At 31.4% G+C, this 19,127-nt stretch carries 15 protein-coding genes and 1 pseudogene; 3 read left to right on the forward strand and 13 right to left on the reverse strand.

Annotation, left to right across the window (positions count from 1 at the left end):
• Positions 1-44 precede the first annotated feature (44 nt).
• The 10 genes and pseudogenes from PTSHG_RS02740 to PTSHG_RS02785 form a co-directional block, all read right to left on the reverse strand.
• Positions 45-1,481, reverse strand: a complete 1,437-nt coding sequence (locus tag PTSHG_RS02740; RefSeq protein WP_019107363.1) for a sensor histidine kinase — start codon at positions 1,479-1,481, stop codon at positions 45-47.
• Complete coding sequence (locus tag PTSHG_RS02745) at positions 1,465-2,136, reverse strand: response regulator transcription factor (RefSeq protein ID WP_019107364.1); 672 nt, start codon at positions 2,134-2,136, stop codon at positions 1,465-1,467. Before PTSHG_RS02745 ends, PTSHG_RS02740 begins: the two co-directional genes overlap by 17 nt.
• A gap of 220 nt (positions 2,137-2,356) precedes the next feature.
• Positions 2,357-3,788 (reverse strand): annotated as a pseudogene (gene gatB, locus PTSHG_RS09115) (Asp-tRNA(Asn)/Glu-tRNA(Gln) amidotransferase subunit GatB).
• Positions 3,785-5,236 (reverse strand): Asp-tRNA(Asn)/Glu-tRNA(Gln) amidotransferase subunit GatA, encoded by a 1,452-nt coding sequence (gene gatA / locus PTSHG_RS02755; RefSeq protein ID WP_019107365.1) that lies wholly within the window; start codon positions 5,234-5,236, stop codon positions 3,785-3,787. The pseudogene gatB and the gene gatA overlap by 4 nt, the downstream one beginning before the upstream one ends.
• 9 nt (positions 5,237-5,245) lie before the next feature.
• Positions 5,246-5,527 (reverse strand): Asp-tRNA(Asn)/Glu-tRNA(Gln) amidotransferase subunit GatC, encoded by a 282-nt coding sequence (gatC, locus tag PTSHG_RS02760; protein ID WP_019107366.1) that lies wholly within the window; start codon positions 5,525-5,527, stop codon positions 5,246-5,248.
• Complete coding sequence (gene ligA, locus PTSHG_RS02765; protein ID WP_019107367.1) at positions 5,520-7,517, reverse strand: NAD-dependent DNA ligase LigA; 1,998 nt, start codon at positions 7,515-7,517, stop codon at positions 5,520-5,522. Before ligA ends, gatC begins: the two co-directional genes overlap by 8 nt.
• 9 nt (positions 7,518-7,526) lie before the next feature.
• On the reverse strand, positions 7,527-9,722 hold the full coding sequence (locus PTSHG_RS02770) for an ATP-dependent helicase (protein ID WP_019107368.1): 2,196 nt from the start codon (positions 9,720-9,722) through the stop codon (positions 7,527-7,529).
• A gap of 46 nt (positions 9,723-9,768) precedes the next feature.
• A complete protein-coding gene (locus PTSHG_RS02775; RefSeq protein ID WP_019107369.1) occupies positions 9,769-10,449 on the reverse strand; it encodes a tRNA threonylcarbamoyladenosine dehydratase in 681 nt (226 codons plus the stop codon).
• Positions 10,450-10,495: 46 nt separating this feature from the next.
• Entirely contained in the window at positions 10,496-11,569 is a 1,074-nt protein-coding gene (locus tag PTSHG_RS02780; protein WP_019107370.1) for an S-layer homology domain-containing protein, read from the reverse strand.
• A 75-nt stretch (positions 11,570-11,644) separates the two neighbouring features.
• Positions 11,645-13,681, reverse strand: coding sequence for an S-layer homology domain-containing protein (locus PTSHG_RS02785; protein ID WP_019107371.1), 2,037 nt, complete (start codon positions 13,679-13,681; stop codon positions 11,645-11,647).
• Positions 13,682-13,895: 214 nt separating this feature from the next.
• On the opposite strand from PTSHG_RS02785, the gene PTSHG_RS02790 reads away from it, so the two are divergent.
• Genes PTSHG_RS02790 through PTSHG_RS02800 form a run of 3 tightly spaced genes read left to right on the forward strand, consistent with a single transcriptional unit; the run spans position 13,896 to position 15,349 of the window.
• The gene (locus PTSHG_RS02790; protein WP_019107372.1) at positions 13,896-14,708 is read left to right on the forward strand and encodes a precorrin-2 dehydrogenase/sirohydrochlorin ferrochelatase family protein; all 813 of its coding nucleotides are present in this window, start codon (positions 13,896-13,898) and stop codon (positions 14,706-14,708) included.
• A gap of 49 nt (positions 14,709-14,757) precedes the next feature.
• A complete protein-coding gene (locus PTSHG_RS02795) occupies positions 14,758-15,045 on the forward strand; it encodes a hypothetical protein (protein ID WP_019107373.1) in 288 nt (95 codons plus the stop codon).
• A 1-nt stretch (position 15,046) separates the two neighbouring features.
• Positions 15,047-15,349: a CC/Se motif family (seleno)protein gene (locus PTSHG_RS02800; RefSeq protein ID WP_148498656.1), complete on the forward strand. Its 303-nt coding sequence runs from the start codon at positions 15,047-15,049 to the stop codon at positions 15,347-15,349.
• Positions 15,350-15,504: 155 nt separating this feature from the next.
• On the opposite strand, the gene ppsA is transcribed toward PTSHG_RS02800, so the two are convergent.
• The 3 genes from ppsA to PTSHG_RS02815 are packed head-to-tail and all read right to left on the reverse strand — an operon-like array spanning position 15,505 to position 19,127.
• The gene (gene ppsA, locus PTSHG_RS02805; protein ID WP_019107375.1) at positions 15,505-17,856 is read right to left on the reverse strand and encodes a phosphoenolpyruvate synthase; all 2,352 of its coding nucleotides are present in this window, start codon (positions 17,854-17,856) and stop codon (positions 15,505-15,507) included.
• A gap of 55 nt (positions 17,857-17,911) precedes the next feature.
• Positions 17,912-18,445 (reverse strand): class IV adenylate cyclase, encoded by a 534-nt coding sequence (locus tag PTSHG_RS02810; protein ID WP_019107376.1) that lies wholly within the window; start codon positions 18,443-18,445, stop codon positions 17,912-17,914.
• On the reverse strand, positions 18,429-19,127 hold the full coding sequence (locus tag PTSHG_RS02815; RefSeq protein ID WP_019107377.1) for a metallophosphoesterase: 699 nt from the start codon (positions 19,125-19,127) through the stop codon (positions 18,429-18,431). The genes PTSHG_RS02810 and PTSHG_RS02815 overlap by 17 nt, the downstream gene beginning before the upstream one ends.

Raw genomic sequence — 19,127 nt, forward strand, 5'->3', positions numbered from 1 at the left:
TCGACTATTGCTAGTCGACCTTAAAAATAATAAATTTTTTAATTTTATTTATTTCCTACAAAATAAAAATCAGAACCTTCATTTATTTTTGAATATACACCATATTCAAAACCGTGGAGTTCCATAATTGTCTTTACAATATAAAGACCAAGACCTGTTCCAATTTCTGGTCTAGTGTGATTATTTCTAACTCTATAGAATCTATCCCAAATTCCTTTAATATCTTCTTCCTTTATCCCTATTCCTTTGTCAATGCAATGAAATTCAGTTTTATTTTCATCGCTCTTTATTACTAACTTAATTTCCTTGTTTACTGGAGAATAGTTTATGGCATTATTAATCAAATTATAAATGACTTGATTTATTTTTGACCTATCGCCCAAAATTCTTGTATCCCCTTGTGAATCAATTTCAAATTTATAGTCAGAATAATTTTTATTGATTTTAAATCTATCTAGTACCTCATAAACTGAATCCTTTAAATCAAATTCTTCTTTCTTAATTTCTTCAAGGTTTGATTCAATTTTTGAAAGATCCAATAGATCATTTACAAGAGCAGTTAAATTGTCTGCCTCACTAATTATTGTCTCTAGGTGTTTATTCCTCAAAGTCTCATTTGAACCAGAAATATCTCTTATCATCTCTCCATAAGATTTTATAACTGTAAGAGGTGTCTTTAAATCGTGACTTACATTTGCCACCAAGTCTTTTCTCATTTCAATAGTCTTTGTGAGTTCATTTTTTGCGTAGTTAAGTGTGTTGGAAAGGTCATCAATTTCTGTATATTCGCCCTTCCTAAACTGAACTTTATAATCTCCTTTGGCAAGTTCCTTTGCTGTATTTGACATTCTAACAAGTGGTCTGGATAGTCTTCTTGAAACAAAATATGCAGTTATAGATGCAAAAAAAAGTGCCAAGAAAGAAATTATTATAAGCATTCTTCTTATTACATCAACCGTTGCATCTACCGGCTTTAAAACTGAATTGATGTAGAGATAATAATCTTCTCCATCAGTATTGCCAAGATACCCTGCATAAATAATTGATGGATCTTTCAAATTTTCGTATCTAACTGTATAAATTTTATAAGTCCTGTTATCCCTTTTTAGAGAGCCGAAAAACTTGTCGAAATTTTCCCAAATCATTCTTGGTCTTTCAACAAATTCATCAAATAACCTTAAAGGAAAGACCCAAGCTCCATTTTCATCAAGAACTTTTATCTCAAGACCCTTTGTGTTTGCATAATTTGAAAGCTTTGTCTCGAAGTCTTCAGAATTGTAATCACTTCTAAGTTCATTGCCAACTTTTGTAACCTCACGAATTTTCATAGTTTCATAAAAGCTTGACAAAAAAACTGTTTGAAAAAGCCAAATAGAAATTAATATAAGCCCAGCAAAAAAGACAAAGGATTTCCACAATTTAAAGAGGATGCTATTCTTGTCAATTTTAACTCTTCTTATTTCTTTAATTTCTTGTATCAAACTTGTATCCTACTCCTCTTACAGTAATAATAAATTTTCTGTAATTTTTAATTGAATTTCTAAGCATTTTTATGTGAGTATCAACTGTCCTGTCTTCTCCGTAAAAATCATAACCCCACACTTGATTTAAAAGTTTGTCTCTAGAAAGTGCTATATTTTTATTTTTTACCATATAAACCAAAAGGTCATATTCCTTAGGAGTTAATTCAACAATTTCATCATCAACAAATACAACTCTTCCATCTAAATCAATTTTCAAACCTTCAAATTCCATAGTATTATTTTCTTCAATTTTATTATTTCTATTTACAATTACATTTAGCCTTGCCATAAGTTCTTTTGGAGAAAATGGTTTTGTAACATAGTCATCAATCCCTATTTCAAAGCCAAATAATTTGTCATATTCCTCATCCCTAGCAGAAAGCATTAGCACTGGAATATCTTTTATCTTTTTAATTTCCTTGTAGGAAGAGAAACCATCGAGCTTAGGCATCATAATATCCATTACAATAACATCAAAATCTTCCTCGCGAACTTTATCTATTGCTTCGAGACCATCTCCTGCCTCTACTACTTCATGACCTTCAAACTCTGCATAAGTTCTTATAACTTCCCTTATACTCTTTTCATCGTCAACTACTAATATCTTAAACATTTAATCACCTGCTTTATTATAATAAAAATTTGTGAATTTTTAATGACAACTTTGTTAAGAGTGTCCATATAAAATTTAATTTTTTATTTGACTTCATTATATCAATACTAATAAATTTTTGTAAAAATCTTTTTATGGATTTTCAAATAATTTTTGAATTTCAAAAATTTGCAAAAGAAAAAGGTGCCATAAGCGACACCTTAAAATCAAATTTATTAAATTATCTTTCCTTTAATTTTTTTACTAGCATTTCATTTGCAACTTTTGGATTGGCCTTTCCTCTTGACTTTTTCATAACTTGTCCCATTAAGAAACCAAGAGCTCTGTCCTTTCCTTCTTTAAAGTCAACAATTGACTGCTCATTTTCATTTAAAACTTCATCTACGATTTTTTCAATTTCAGAAAAGTCCGTCATTTGAACAAGACCAAGTCTCTCAATAATTTCTTTTGCACCGTCGCCTGTCTCAAACATTTGACGAAGAACTTTTTTTGCCGGCATTGTTACTAATTTTTTCACTCTTAATTGAATTTAAAAGTTCAATAAATTCTTTATTTTCAAAAGGAAGTCTAAATTCTTCATCATCAGAAATTTCTACTCTCCTTAAAATTTCTGTTTGAATCCAATTAGAAAGAAGCGTGTAGTCTTTAAAATCACTTGCCACTTCTTCAAAGAACTTGGCAAGCTCTCTTGATGATGAAAGAACTTCAGCATCCTCTATTGTGATGCCATATTCATTTACAAATCTTTCAATCATTTGTCCTGGTAGTTCTGGCATTTTGCCCACAATTTCTTTTATCTCTTCATCAGTGATGTGAACTATTGGAAGGTCTCCTTCAGGCGCAAATCTGTAGTCGCTTGCTGTATACTTTACTCTCATAAGGACTGTTTCGTTTTTTGCATCGTCCCATCTTCTTGTAGTTCTAATTTCTTCCTCATGATTTTCAAGAAGTTTTATATGTCTTTCAACTTCAAAGTCAATTGCCTTTTCCACTCCTCTGAAGGAGTTAAGATTTTTAACTTCGGTTATTGCAGTTTTTTCTCCTGTCTCCATATCTTTAATGTTGACATTGACGTCACATCTAAGTGAGCCTTCTTCCATCTTGCAGTCAGAAATATTTAAAAATCTTAAAGTAGACTTTAATTTTTCAAGGAATATACGTGCTTCTTTACCACTTGAGATATCTGGTTTAGTAACAATTTCAATTAGAGGGACACCACATCTGTTATAATCCATAAGGGTTTCATTTTCTTCAGTGTGAAGACTCTTTGCAGTATCTTCTTCCATTTGAATTTGGAAAAGTCCAATTTTTTTATTTCCTTCATCAGTTTCAATTTCAAGATAACCATCAGTGCAAATTGCATTGTCATTTTGTGTTATTTGAAATCCCTTTGTTAAGTCTGGATAAAAATAATTTTTCCTGTCAAATTTTGATTGGTTGTTAATCTTGCAGTTAAAAGCAGTACCAGCCATTACTGTATAATTTATTACATTTCTATTTAAAACTGGCATCCCACCAGGAAGTGCCAAACATACTGGACACACATTTGTATTAGGTTCATCTCCAAAGGAGTTCTTGCATGAACAAAAAGCCTTTGTTTCTGTGGAAAGTTCAACGTGAATTTCCAAACCTACAATTGTTTTATATTTCATTTGTTTAAACTCCTTTCAAAAGCAAGTGATGTTTGAAGTAAATCTTTATCCTTAAACCTCTTTGCTGTAAATTCAATTCCAACAGAAAGTCCATCTTCAGCTTCTGGCATTGGAAGAGATATTGATGGGGAGCCAACCATATTAGCAGGAATTGTAAATAAATCAGCTTGATACATTTCAATCGGGCTCATTTCTTCATCAATTTTAAAAGGTAAAACTGGAAATGTTGGACAAATCATAAAGTCATAGTCCTTAAACATTCTATCCATATCTCTTTTTATAAGTCCCCTAACTTTAAGAGCTTTATAATAAAATTCATCGGCATTTTCCATCGAAAGAATATTAGTCCCAATCATTATTCTTCTCTTAACTTCTTCGCCAAAGCCTTCTCTTCTTGATGCACGATACATTTCTTCTATTGTTTCGAATTTTTTATCTGTTCTGTGACCATAACGAATAGAGTCAAAACGAGCTAAATTAGATGCAATTTCGCCATTTACTAAAATATTATAAGTTTCAATTGTATGATTAAGTGAGTCAATATCATACGCTTCAACTTTTGCACCATTGTCCTTTAAAATTTCAATGGCTTTATCAAGTTCTGCTCGAACCCTCTTGTTTAAATCCATTTCTAAATAAGTTTTTGGAATTGCAAATTTTTTGCCCTCAAGATTTTTTATCACATCATCAGAAAAATCAAAGTCGTATTTAAGTCCAGGATTTCCTACAGAAGTTGCGTCCCTTTCGTCTCGTCCTTCAATTACATTAAACATCATAGTTAAGTCTCTTACATCCTTAGCAATAACGCCTGCTTGGTCAAAAGTGTTAGCCATTGAAGCCATTCCAAATCTCGAAATAGAACCATAAGTAGGTTTCATTCCCACAGTTTTGCAAAAACTTGAAGGCTGTCTTACAGAGCCGCCAGTATCTGAACCAATAGAAATAGCTGCCATATTGGCACTAACAGATGCAGCTGAGCCACCTGATGAACCACCAGAAACTCTTGTTGTATCAAGAGGATTTTTAGTAACTCCAAAATAAGAAGTCTTAGTTGAAGCTCCCATAGCAAATTCGTCTAAGTTTACCTTACCAAGAATTACGCCATCATTTTCTTTTATTTTTTTCACAAGACTTGCGTCATAGGGAGCAGTATAGTTTTCTAGCATCCTTGATGCACAAGTCATTTTTACACCTTTTACAGAAATATTGTCTTTAATAGAAATTGGAATTCCTGCTAGAGGAGACACTTCTTCTCTATTGTGGAACTTTTCATCAACTTCCTTTGCCTTTTTCATTGCCATGTCTTCTGTAACAGTGATGTAGGCATTTATTTCGCCGTCTTTTTCCTTTATATTTTCTAAAAATTCTCTTGTAACTTCCTCACAAGAAAAGTCTTTATTCCTATACCCTTGGGCAATCTCCCAGGCCTTTAAATTGCTAAAAGTCATGAGTCCCTCCTAATCTACAAACTTAATAAGTTTAAAATAACCGTATTTTTTAGTAGCGGCATTTTCAAGTGCCTCTTCTTGTGAAAGAGACTCTCCAGTTTTATCTTCACGAATATTATTTTCAGTTCCATTTACTTGAAAAACTTTTTCCACACCTTCTGTGTCAATTTCCTTGATTTTATTTACAAGTTCAATATTTTCTTCAAAGGTTGGTGCAAATTTGTCAAGTTCTTCATCAGTAAAATCAATTTGAGCAATATCTGCAATATGCCTTATATCTTCTTTATTCATTTAAACCTCCTACTAATTTATCAAGTTCCTCTAAACTTAAAATTTTTATATTTAAAGACTCTGCCTTGTCATACTTTGATCCTGGATTTTCTCCAGCAATTACATAATCTGTCTTTTTGCTAACTGAACCAGTGACCTTTGCCCCTAGAGAAATTAATTTCTCTTCAAGTTCCTTTCTTGGCAAATCAAGTGTACCTGTAATTACTATTGTCTTATTAAGAAGTGGCTTTGGAATATCAGCTTCATCTTCATAAACTGGCTTTACTCCAAGCTCAAATAATTCATCAATGGCTGCTAAAATTCTCTTGTCATTAAAAAATTCTACAATTTCTCTTGCAGTAATATTTCCAATATCGCCAATGGATATAAGCTCATCTTCCTTAGAATTCTTTAGTTTTTCAAAACTTTTAAAGTGATTAGCCAAATCTCTTGCAGTTTTTATGCCAACATTAGGAATTCCAAGTGCATAAATAAAGTTTGAAAGATGTGGTTTCTTGGAATTTTCAATAGCCTGTAAAAGATTGTTTGTCCTCTTTTCCTTAAAACCCTCTATTTTTATAATGTCATCATACTTTAATTTGTAAATGTCAGGAATTTCTTTCAAATCAACTGTTTCCATTAATTTTTCAATTGTCTTTTCGCTGAAACCTTCTATATTCATTGCATCTCTTGATGAAAAATGAGTAAGTCTTGAAACAAGCTGTGGCACACAAGAAAGCGTATTAGGACAAAAAATGTGGACTCCATCTTGATACAAGTGTGACCCACAATATGGGCAAGTCTCTGGCTTTTCAATTTCTCTAGTTTCATTAGTTGATGGTAAAGTTCCAAGTATTTCTGGAATTACATCGTTTGACCTTCTTATTAAAACTCTTGAGCCAATCTTAACTTTCTTTCTTAAAATGTCATCATAATTATTTAATGTCGCTCTCTTAACTGTAACTCCACCAATATCAACAGGCTCGAGTATTGCTGAAGGTGTAACTTTAGCAGTTCTACCAACATTCCAAACTACATCAAGTAGAGTTGTTGAAATTTCTTCTGCCTCAAATTTATAGGCAACTGCCCAGCGAGGAAACTTATTTGTGTAACCTAAAGCCTTTCTAGTTGCCATATCATTAACTTTAATAGTAACTCCGTCAATTAAAATATCAAGCTTATCTCTATTATCTCCTATTTCACGAATCTTATCTATAATTTCAGAAAACTTTTTTACTTTAAAATTATATTTTGAAACTTTAAAGTTGTTTTCTTTCAAAAATTCTTTTATGTCATCATCTGACTTAAAAATTTCTTCTTCAGTGTAACCAACATTATAAAAAAAAGCTGTTAGATTTCTTTTTTTTGTAACTTTAGAATCTAAATTCCTAAGAGCGCCTGCCGCAGCATTTCTGGCATTTTTTAATTTTTCGTCATTATTTTCATTGTACTTTTCAAGCTCAGAAAGAGGCATTAGACCTTCCCCTTGAACTTCAATTTTTCCAGGATAAGATATTCTAAGTGGAACAGAATAAATTGTCTTGACCTGTTCTAAAATTTCTTCGCCAATTATTCCATTTCCTCTAGTTGATGCCATAATAAGATTTTTATTATCATAAGTTAGGTTAATTGTAAGACCATCAAATTTTAATTCAATAATAAATTCTGGCTCTGGTAGTTTATTTATGTTTTCAGAGTTGTAATCTTTCACAAACTTTACAATTCGATTGTACCAAGCAAGAAGTGCGTCATCTCCTTGAGCCTTATCCATAGAGTAAAGCCTTGCAAGATGAGTGTGCTTTACAAATTTATCTAGAATTGCACCACCGACTCTGCTTGTTGGAGAATAGGACAAAACTGTCCCACTTTCATTTTCTAAGTTTACAAGTCTGTCATAGAGTTTGTCATATTCTGCATCAGATAAAAGTGGCTCATCTAAAGTATAGTAATGGTAATTTAATTTATCAATTTCAGAAATTAATTCATCCATCTCTTTTATTTTATCATCCATGATTTTCCCCTAGTCAACTAATTTTATTGGAGCAACAGAGAGCATGAGTCTCTTTAGACCCTTTTTATCAAAGGAAATTACAACTTCATAGTCGCCATTTTTTTCCTTCTTTTGGACTACCATTCCCTTACCAAAAATTTTATGTTTAACTTTGTCACCAACATTAATATTTTTTCCATCACTAGAATTTTTATTTGTCTCAACTTTTTTGTCCATACCAAAGAATTTTTTAGGTCTAGTAACTGAAGTATTTTCCTCATTGTAATCGCGGATTTCAAGTAATTCTCTCTTTTTATCTTCAATAATTTCTATTTTGCCTTCCATCTCTTCTATAAATCTGCTTCTCTTGGCAGGAGTGAGCTTTCCATACATGGAGCGAGTCCTTGAAGATGAAATAAATAAATTATTGCAGGCACGAGTTACGCCAACATAGCAGAGTCTTCTTTCCTCTTCTACTTCTTCTTCACTTTCAAGAGCCCTACTTGTTGGGAAAAGTCCCTCTTCAAGACCAACTAAGAATACAGTCCCAAATTCTAGTCCTTTGGCTGCGTGAAGTGTCATTAGGTTAACCCCAGTGTCTTCAGAAGTTTTATCAACATCAGATAAAAGAGAAAGTGTATTCAAATATTCAGCTAGTTCAACTCCCTCTCTGTCATATTCCATAATATTTGAGTGAAGTTCTTCTATATTTTCAAGTCTAGTCTTTGCCTCGATTGTATTTTGATTTTTTAAGTCATTTACATAGCCACTTTCATAAAGAACTTCTTCAAAAAGTTTCCCTATAGAAAGATTTTCTGCTCTATCTTTTAAAATCTTTAAGATGCTTCCAAATTCCTTAATATTTTTTCTCGCTCTTAAATTTAAGTCTTCAAAGTCGTCTATATTTGTAATTACATCATAAAGTGAAAGCCTATTTTCATCTGCATAGTCTAATAAATCAGAAAGAGAAGTGTCCCCAATTCCCCTCTTTGGTCTATTAATAATCCTAGCAAGACTTACATTGTCATCAGTGTTATTTAATATCCTTAAATAAGCAAGAACATCCTTTACTTCCATTCTGTCATAGAACTTTAATCCTCCAACAATTTTATAGGGAATTCTTTCCCTCACAAGGGCTTCTTCAAAACCTCTTGATTGGGCATTTGTTCTATATAAAATTGCCATATCTTTAAATTCTTCGCCCTTGTAATTTAGGGCAATAATTTTATTGACAACTCCATACTCTTCTTCATTTGAATGAGGGAATTCCCTATAAACTACATCCTTTCCTTCATCTCTTGAAGTCCAAAGATTTTTTTCAATTCTACTTGTATTGTGCTCAATAACCTGATTTGCCACATCAAGAATTTTTTGACTTGAACGATAATTTTGCTCAAGCTTTACAATTTTTGCACCAGGAAAATCCTTATGGAAATTTAAAATATTATTTATATCAGCACCACGCCACTTGTAAATAGATTGGTCATTGTCGCCAACTACAGTTAAATTAGGTTTTGTTCCTGCAATTAATTTTATAAGTTCATACTGAATTTTATTTGTATCCTGATACTCGTCTACAAAAATATACTCAAACTTATCTCTATAAAAATCTCTAATATCTTCTTCGGATTTTAAAATATCAACAGTCTTAATCAAAAGATCATCAAAATCTAAGGCGTTATTCTTTCTAAGTTTCTTTTCGTATAAATCATAAATTTTCCCAAGATTTTCTTTGAAAAAATTGTCCTTATTAGCTTCTATGTATTCTATAGGACTTATGCCTTCTGATTTAATGTTAGAAATATCATTTATAATTGCTCTAGGTTTATAAATATCTCTATCAATAGATAGCTCAGCAATAGCTTCCTTTACAACAGTTATTTGGTCATCCCTGTCATAAATAGTAAAATTTCCATTATAGCCAATTCTTTCAATATTTCTTCTTAAGATTCTCACACAAATTGAGTGAAAAGTTCCTATCCACATTGAGGAGATGTCCCTATCAATTAACTTTTGAACTCTGTCCTTCATTTCTTTGGCTGCCTTGTTTGTAAAAGTTATAGCTAAAATTTTCCATGATGGCACATTTAATTCTTCAATTAAGTATGCAATTTTTGAAGTTACAACTTTTGTCTTGCCAGATCCTGCCCCTGCTAAAATGAGTAGTGGACCCTCTGTCTCCAAAAGTGCTTCTCTTTGTTTATCATTTAGTGTATTTATATCCATGACTTCTCCTTACTGCTAAATATTATATGTTTTTTTAACTATCATTTCAACTTTTTAAGATATCAGAGACTACATAAGATGCCATAACCATACCACAAACAGGTGGCACAAAAGAAATTGAACCAGGAGTCCTATCTCCTGTCTTTATTGGAAGTTCTTCTGAACAAACTACCTTTAGCTTCTTTATATTCATATCTTTTAATTTTTTCCTCATAATTCTTGCCACTGGGTCACTTTTTGTCTTTTCTATGTCTAAAACCTTAAATTTTGTTGGGTCAAGGCGATTTCCAGCTCCCATAGCAGAAATAATTTTAATATTTTTATCGTAAGCTTCTTTTATTATTAATAGTTTTGATGTAATTGTGTCAATTGCATCAACTATATAATCATATTTTTCAAAATCAATATCCTTTATATTATCTTCAGTCACAAATAAATCATATTTATCTACTATAAGTTCTGGATTTATATCTAAAAGTCTCTCTTGACAAGCATCTACTTTTCGCATACCAAGAGTTTTTCTTGTTGCAAAAATTTGTCTATTCACATTTGTTATTTCATACTCATCGCCATCAACTATGCCAACTTTTCCTATTCCAGCACGGACAAGTGACTCGACACAGGAACCACCAACTCCACCAAGTCCAAAAACCAAAACAGATTTTGAATTTATCTTTTTTATTTCATCTGCTGATAGCATTCTTTCTGTTCTACTTAAAAATTCCAATTTTCCTCCAAATTTGAAAGGGCCGTCATAAAACAGCCCTTAATTATTATTTTAAATTAATATTTGTCAAAGAGTTTTCGCCAAAAATACCACTACCTTCTACAAGATCATTTACCTTGTGATTTCTAAAAGTATTAACTGTAATAATATTTCCCGGCATAAATTTACTTGAGTCACTTTCTGTAACTTTTACTCTTATATATTTAACACTACCACCATCTATAACTTCTGTAACCTCTCCCTTAAAATTAACAGGAGTAGAAGCTTCAGCTGCTGTCAAATCATCTGTATTTTGAACATCCTTATTACTTGTCTTATTTCCTAAAATAGAATTATTATCCTTTGTGCTATTATTCTTATCATTAACTTTATTTCCATCAGGAATCTTGTTTTCGGCATTATTTACCAAAAGATTTTCGCCTTCAATTACATTTTCCTGATTTTTAATTTTATCAATATTTCCATTCACATAAGATAGAGACTTTGAAGTAATAACTGCCATTTCACTTCTTCTTATGGCAAGATTTCCATTAAAATTTCCTTCAGAGCCTGTGCTAGTAAAGATATTTGCCTTTACAAGATTTGACAGATATTCAAGAGTTAGCGGATTTATTTTATTAGCATCCTTATAACTTAGATTTGAGCGTTCAGAAGTCTTCTCAATCTTAAAAGCTCTCGCAAAGTAAACTGCAATTGTATTTCTATTTGGATAAACTTTATTTTCCAAAAATCCTCTATCACGAGCACTTGTAAGCGTCTTTTCAGTAATTGTGCCTTGGTAGAGATTGTAGCAAACAGCATCCTTTGCCCAGTCCACAATTCCATTTGCATTTACAAACTCTAGATGAGCATTTTTTGCCTTTTGTAATTCATCTTCACTTGGATTTAGAACTGTCTTTAAAATTTGCATTGTTTCTAAGAAGCTCACTGGATTATTTGGCTTAAAACTTCCATCTTCATATCCATTTAATATGCCTTTATTTGACAATTCGTCAACATATTTATATGCCCAAGCAGTTTTGCCCTCTTTGCTCAAATCTGTAAAAGATTTTGCAAAAATACTTGCTGGTGCTAATAAAAGTAGAAGGCTTAAATTTATTGCTATAATTTTTTTCTTCATCTCATCACTCCGTCCTAAATTATATCATAATTTTAGGCAAAAAAATAGAAACCACTATGGGTTTCTATTTTGCTATTAAAATTGAGGAAAGTTATTGTATCCGCTATTGTATCTATTATTGTAGTTTCCATTGTAATAGCGATTACTGTCTAAGAAATAAGTGTAGTCCTTAAAATCACTCTTTCTAGTAGTTCTGTTGGCAACATTTAGATATTCTCTAGGATTTCCAAGAATTCTATTATTTGAATCTGAGATTATTTCCCCGTCATAATTCATATATCCATCAAAAGTTAAAACATCATAAAGTTCTAATTTTTGATTTGTTTGGAAATAAAGCGTCTTACCTGGACTCAATTTATCATTATCTGATTGTATAACTCTAATTCCTATCTTGTTGTAATTATATCCAACATCTCTATTACTTACAACTTGGAACATTCCGCTAAATTGTAAACTTGAATCAATTATAGTAATTGTTTCAACTTCATTATAATTATTAAAGGATAAATTTACGCTCTTACCTCTAAGGTAACTTTCAGTTACTTGTGATAAGCCATAACCCCTAAAATCTTTTATTTCAAATCTATTAGCAAGATAATACTTTTTAGTATATCCATCATTTGTTTTTATATCAATGTAACGATTTCTGTTTGAGAAAGATGATTCATCTCCGCTATATCCAACAACTTCTCCCATTACATTGCCATCTTTATTATAATTTGATGCAAGACCCATTACTACTTTATAGTTTATATAAAGATTTACATCGTCATTCAATGTTATTTTATCTAAATCTTTAGTTTCATTTGTAATATAAAGTTCATAATCTTTGTTGTCCTTTAGTCTAATTTTTAATCCTGCCTTATCCCTATTTGAAGTATCAATTGAAATAATTCTTCCTTTAATTTGAGCTTCCTTAGGATAAACTGTCATTTCAGTAATATTATTGTCTGCATTTGTCTTAAATTCTACTAAGTCATCAACTCTTATGTCATCAAGTTTTAAATCTTTTCCATAAGCCTTAATCTTTGCGTTTGAATCAAGTTTAAAAGTCTTTGTATCAGAAGTTGAAATTTTTGAAGTTGTTCTAAAGTTCAATGTGTCTGAATAGTCTCTATATCTAAGTGTAATTTCGTTAATTCCTTTAGAGTTTACATAGCCAACCATATCAAGCATAGCGTTTGTAACAGTGATTGTCTTTGCTACGCCTTCTCTGTCATTAGAATTACTCTTTAAATATTCAATTTCTACTTCTTGACCAGCTTTTATGTCTTCAAGCTTGATGTCTTTGTCTTTTATTTTGTATTTTGTGTTGTTGTCGATATCAAAGGAGAATTTTTGCTTATTTGATTCTATAATAATTACATTGACATTGTTTAACTTAGAAGAAAGAATTACAGTTCCTTTTTTCTTTTCAACTTTATTGCTTAGAGTGTTCTTAGAAGCATAGTCAAAGGATGCCTTAGTAATTATTGCAGTTTCAGCACGAGTTATAGCTCTATCTCCTTCAAAGTTTCCATCAGAACCAGTTGAAGAGAAAATTCCTGCTTCAACAAGTGATGCAAGATATCCCTTTAAAGTATTGCTCATTTTATTTTGGTCACTGTGTCTTAATAAACTTGTATTTCCATTTGCATTTAAGTTAAGAGCTCTAGCAAAGAAAATTGCAATATCGCCCCTGCTTGGATATTCTCTTGCACTTAATTTAAAAAATCCTCTTTCAGAAGCTTTCTTTAGTGCGCTTTCGTCAAGATAACCTCTGTGAAGAGCTAAGCAAATTGCTTCTTCAGCCCAAGAATTTACTCCATTTTGTTTTGCTACTTTTTCATATTTTTCGCGGGCAGTTTTTAATTCATCTGAAGATGGATTTAAAACTTGTTTGATTAATTGTAGCAGTTCCTCAAGAGAAACAGAATCTCCTGGTTTAAACTCTCCGTCTGGATGTCCATTTATTACACCCCTATCACTTAGTAGGTCAATTGCATTGTAAGCCCAAGAATATTTATTATCTTTTTTTACATCTTTAAACTCTTTTGCAAAAGTTACACTTGGCACTAACATAATAGTCGCAAGTCCAAGAACAGCTGCTCTTTTTAAATTATTAGATTTCATTATAAAACCTCCATTTTTATATAGCCTGTTTTCTTTATTATAACACATAATATACCCATAATAATTTTTAAATATTAAAATTTTATTAAATTAATAGCGAAAAGTTGTAATTAATTTAATAATTTGCTTAAATTAAACTTTTATTTGGTATAATTAAGCTAAGACTTACATATTATTGTAAATTTATTTTATTTTTTATTAAAGGAGTGATACAATGCGTTACCTTCCAGTGAGTTTAGATACTTACGAGAAAAAGATTTTGATTTTAGGTGGAGGCTATCTTGCACTTTCTGCACTTAAATCTGTAATTGACACTGAAGCAGAAATATATATGATTGCAGACACTTTCACAAAAGATATAGTAAAAAAATCTGAAGAATCATATGGTAAAATTAAGTTAAAAGAACATGAACTCGAAAAAGATTTTAAATTCATGGGCTTTGACTATGTGCTAATTGCCACTGAAGATTTTGAATTAAATGAAGCACTTGAAAAGAGAGCAAGCTCAAGAAATATGATTTATCAAAGATTTGATATTTTTTCAAAATCTTTAATGTCCATTAACAAATCTCTTGAACATGGTCCTTTGACTTTTTCACTAAATTCTTCGAGACTTAATCCAACTATTACAGATATAGTTTTTGAAGACTTGAAAAATTTTGTGAAAAAATACAATTTAGAAAAATTAAATATATTAAGTGAAATAAGGTCTGAACTTGTCCGCAAAAATTCACAAAACATTGATGAAATTATAAGAAATCTATATGAAAGTGAGACTATAAATCTTTCAACTTTCTTGGAAGAAATGCCTGAATACAAAATTGAAGATTTAAAATCTTCTGAAGAGCTTATCAATAGTATTGAAAATGGCTCAAACATAAAAGTTGAAAAAGAAAGCACTTTAGAAGATGAACAAATCATCAAAAAGAATTTAGATGATGCGAAAAGTTTATCGAGAGATAAAGATCTTAATAAAGATGATTTACATTTAGAGTCCTTCAAGGACTTAAATAAATTTGAAAAATAATTAAAATTTTGGAAATATAATTGAAATAGTTGTAGAAATGAGGTAAAAAATGATTGGTTATGTAGGAAGTATGCCTGGAAAAGTTTTTAATGAAAAGGAATTTGCTCTTGTAAAAAAAGTTTTGGCATCTGGCGAAACTATTGACAAGCACAATCACCCTGGCTTTACTGTACTTATAACTATAGTTAAAGGTCATATTAAAGTTATATTAAATGCTGATGAGGATAGAGAATTTGAGCCAGGCAAAGTTTTAAAATTTGATGGAGAAAATTTTGTCGAAATAGAAGCTTTGGAGAAAAGTGAGTTTTTTGTAACTCTAATTAAAAAGGTTGATTAAATTGAAAGTAAAATTTACAGAGGATGCACTTAATTTTTTACGGGATAAAAATGCAAGTGAAATTACTATTGATTTGGTTAATTCAAAGCAATGTTGTGGAAGTGGTCTGCCCTCTTCTGACACTTATCTTGGAGCACCCAAAAATTCTACAAGAGATTATGATGTGCTAAATCAAAATGACATAAAAATAAATATTGACAAGTCGCTAAAATTTAAGGATGACACTTGTAGTATTAATTTAGTAAAACTTGTCTTTACAAAAAGTCTTGTAGCAAACTTTTTAGATTATGACAAATTAATATAATGCTAATTTTTTTAAGTCTGTTGGGATTAATTTCTCTACAGACTTTTTTTGGTTTGTAATTTTCATACTTATTTTGAAAGTGAAAAAGGCCTCACGAAATTAATCATGAGACCCTCTTTAAAAGAAAGTTTTATAAATTTTTAATCTTTTTGAGATTACATTTGTCTAAGTTTTTTTAATATAATTTTTTGTTCCACACTTGCAACAAGTCTTCTTGTGTATTCAACTGTATCAGGGTTTACTGACATTGAAGTGATTCCACATTCAACCAAAAATTCTGCAAGTTCTGGATATTGGCTTGGTCCTTGTCCACAGATTGAGCAAGTGATTCCCTTTTTGTTAGCTGCATCAATGATAGTCTTTAGGGCGATTTTTACTGCGTCATTTCTTTCATCAAAGTAACCCATGTTATTTAGAATTCCAGAATCTCTATCTGCTCCCATTACAAGTTGAGTTAAGTCATTTGAGCCAATAGAGAATCCATCAACTAATTCTGCAAATTCTTCTGCTTGAAGAACTACTGCTGGTACTTCTGCCATTATCCAAATCTTAAAGTTTTTAGATTGTACAAGTCCTTCTTCAGCCATAATTCCTTTAACAACTTTAAGTTCCTCAGGAGTTCTTACAAATGGAAGCATAACAATTACATTTGTAAGTCCATATTCTTCTCTAACTTTTTTAATAGCTTGACATTCTAGTCTAAAACCTTGTTCATATTCAGGAGAAATGTATCTTGAAACTCCTCTCCAACCTATCATTGGGTTAGCTTCAATTGGCTCAACTTCATCCCCGCCCTTAAGGCCCCTAAATTCATTTGTTCTAAAGTCAGAAGTTCTTACAACTAAATTTTTTGGATAAATTGCTTGAGCAACTTTAGAAATACCTTCTGCAAGTTTTTCTACCATTAAGTCTCCTTGACCAGTTTTAACTAGATACATTGGGTGAGCGCCAATCATATTTGTGAAGATAAATTCTGTTCTCATAAGTCCAATGCCGTCCATTGGCAAGTTTTTATATCTTTCAATTAATTCTGGTTCGCCAAGATTCATGTAAATCTTAGTAGCTGTAGTTGGTGCAAAAAGATTTCTTAATTCATCTAAATTTGCAATGCTTGAAACATTTCCTTCAACTTTTTCAGATTTCTTTTCTTCTTTTTCCTTTAAAACTTCGCCTTCATAGACGATTCCTCTTACAGCATCAACTGTTACAGAGTCGCCAGTTTTTAAAGTTTTAGTTGCAGTCTTTGCTCCAACTATACATGGAATTTGTAACTCTCTTGAAACAATAGCTGCGTGACAAGTTCTTCCACCTTCATCAGTTACAACGCCAGCACACTTTCTCATAGCAGGAACCATGTCTGGATTAGTCATTGCAGTTACAAGTACATCGCCTTCTTCAACAAGATTGATTTCAGAAATGTCCTTTATTAGTTTTACTTTACCTCTGCCAATTCCTGGAGAAGCAGGAAGTCCCTTTACAAGAGTAATTAATTTTTCTTCTTTTTCTTCTTTATCGCCAAGAGTTGTTATAGGTCTTGATTGTAAGAAGTAAAATTCTTTAGTATCTCTGTCAAATCCCCACTCAGTATCTTGAACTGAACCGTAAAGTTTTTCTACCTTTAGTCCTCTTTCTATAAGAGTATTTAATTCTTTTTCTGAAAGTGCTTCTGCTTTAATTGCATCTTCGCCAAGTACATCCTTAACATTCACTACTCTAGTTCCAACACCATTTTCGTTCTTGATAACCATGTATTCTTTTTCGGCAATATTTTTTTCAATGACTTTTTTAGTTTTTTTGTCGATAATATATTCGTCAGGAGTAACAATTCCAGATACAACTGCTTCTCCAAGACCATAGCTTGCGTTTATCATCATTTCGTCAGAGCTATTGTTAATAGGATTTGCTGTAAACATTACTCCAGATTTTTCTGAATTAACCATCTTTTGAATAACTACTGAAAGAGCAACATCGAAGTGGTCATAATTTTGTTTTTCTCTGTAGTAAATTGCTCTTGAAGTCCAAAGTGATGCAAAGCAATCTCTTATGTGATTTAATAATTCTTCTTCCCCAGAAATGTGTAAATAAGTATCTTGTTGTCCTGCAAAAGATGCGTCAGGAAGGTCTTCTGCAGTTGCTGAAGATCTAACTGCAACTTCTGGATCTTTTACTCCAATATTTTCAGAAAATTCTCTGTAAGCAGATAAAATTTCTTCTTTAAGTTCTGGGTCAAACTCTTTTTCTTTAATCTTAGTTTGAATTTCCTTTGAAGCATTAGTAAGTTCATCAACATCTTCTACGTCAACAGCTTCCATTAAAAGTTTTACAACTTCGTCAAGCTCTGCGTATTTAATAAATTTTGTATAACCAGTAGCTGTAACACAAAATCCTGGAGGCACAGGTAGACCAAAACTTGTCAACTCGCCTAAATTTGCTCCCTTTCCTCCAACAATTCCTACATCGCCTTTACCAATTTCATCAAACCATTTAATATAATTATACTTAGACATGACTTCCTCCTTAATTTTCTAAAATTATTATAACACATAAATTATATATGTCACACTATTTTTTTAGAGATTTTCTAAGTTCATCTATGGACATAGTTGATACGTGCTCTCTGTCTATTTCTAACTCATCCACAAGTGAATAAATCTCTTCCATACTAGGTGCCTCTATCTCTACATAAGGTTTTGGATATGTGTCTTTATCCCAAGTATCTATGTCAATTACAAGACCCTTGTAGCTATATTTTTTTCTGTTTTTAAATCCCTTATGGAATTTATCATAACCTAGACACTTTAAAATATTTATTAAATCTTCCACACTATTTATTTCAGTAGTATGCTCTATATTGTCTCTAACTTTGATGTCAGAAATATTTTCTTTAAAAGTAAAATATTTTTTCTCAATTCCATCTGATTTTGCAACTCTTATTCTAAGGTAACCATGTTTCTTGTAAATTTTATGAGCTGTTGAATTAATTGTAATATTAATTTGGTCTTCTTCCTTTACAAAGTCAGCACCAATTTTCTTAATTTTTTCTTCAAAATCATCTATATCAATGTCAAGAAGTTTTACTTCAATTTCTCTTTCCATTAGTCCTCCAATATTTTTTTAGTTTAAAATCTAAATAATCGCTCGCTACAAATGAATAATTCACGCCCAATAAATCTCCCTCATAGGAATACTTGTGTCCCTTGCCATGTAAATGTCCGTAAACACATTTCTCAACATTATATTCCCCAAGAGTTTTAGAAAATTCATTAGCATCCAAATCTTGATTAAAGGGCGGATAGTGAATCATTGCAATTATTTTTTTGTTTTTGCATGAATCCAGGGAATTTTTAAGTCTCTGGACTTCTCTCAAATATATTTTTTCATCATCTTTCGAAAATTCAAAAGAATCACGAGATGCCCAACCTCTAGTACCACAAATTGAATAATCCTTGTATTCAAAGGAATTGTTGTGCAAAAAATGAATAGTCTTTAGACCCAAGTTATTCATCTTATTAAGAGAAGACCACCAATAATCGTGATTTCCCTTAGAAATTATTTTTGTTCCTGGAAGTTCATCAATCCTTTTTAAGTCAAAGAGAGCTGTCTCAAGTTTTAATGCCCAAGAAATATCCCCAGGCAATAAAACTAAGTCATCATCACTTACAACTTCATTCCAGTCTTCAATTATTTTTTCTTCATGATTTTCCCAGTTATCTCCAAATATATCCATAGGCTTTTCTTCTGAATAATCGAAGTGAAGATCTCCTATTGCGAATATCAT

The sequence above is a fragment of the Peptoniphilus senegalensis JC140 genome, assembly GCF_000321025.1.
Taxonomy (GTDB): domain Bacteria; phylum Bacillota; class Clostridia; order Tissierellales; family Peptoniphilaceae; genus Peptoniphilus_A; species Peptoniphilus_A senegalensis.

Coding starts and splice junctions, on each gene's coding strand:
- PTSHG_RS02745 (WP_019107364.1), bottom strand. CDS start 2,136: ATGTTTAAGATATTAGTAGTTGACGATGAAAAGAGTATAAGGGAAGTT.
- gatA (WP_019107365.1), bottom strand. CDS start 5,236: ATGACTTTTAGCAATTTAAAGGCCTGGGAGATTGCCCAAGGGTATAGG.
- gatC (WP_019107366.1), bottom strand. CDS start 5,527: ATGAATAAAGAAGATATAAGGCATATTGCAGATATTGCTCAAATTGAT.
- ligA (WP_019107367.1), bottom strand. CDS start 7,517: ATGGATGATAAAATAAAAGAGATGGATGAATTAATTTCTGAAATTGAT.
- PTSHG_RS02770 (WP_019107368.1), bottom strand. CDS start 9,722: ATGGATATAAATACACTAAATGATAAACAAAGAGAAGCACTTTTGGAG.
- PTSHG_RS02780 (WP_019107370.1), bottom strand. CDS start 11,569: ATGAAGAAAAAAATTATAGCAATAAATTTAAGCCTTCTACTTTTATTA.
- PTSHG_RS02785 (WP_019107371.1), bottom strand. CDS start 13,681: ATGAAATCTAATAATTTAAAAAGAGCAGCTGTTCTTGGACTTGCGACT.
- PTSHG_RS02790 (WP_019107372.1), top strand. CDS start 13,896: ATGCGTTACCTTCCAGTGAGTTTAGATACTTACGAGAAAAAGATTTTG.
- PTSHG_RS02795 (WP_019107373.1), top strand. CDS start 14,758: ATGATTGGTTATGTAGGAAGTATGCCTGGAAAAGTTTTTAATGAAAAG.
- ppsA (WP_019107375.1), bottom strand. CDS start 17,856: ATGTCTAAGTATAATTATATTAAATGGTTTGATGAAATTGGTAAAGGC.
- PTSHG_RS02810 (WP_019107376.1), bottom strand. CDS start 18,445: ATGGAAAGAGAAATTGAAGTAAAACTTCTTGACATTGATATAGATGAT.
- PTSHG_RS02815 (WP_019107377.1), bottom strand. CDS start 19,127: ATGATATTCGCAATAGGAGATCTTCACTTCGATTATTCAGAAGAAAAG.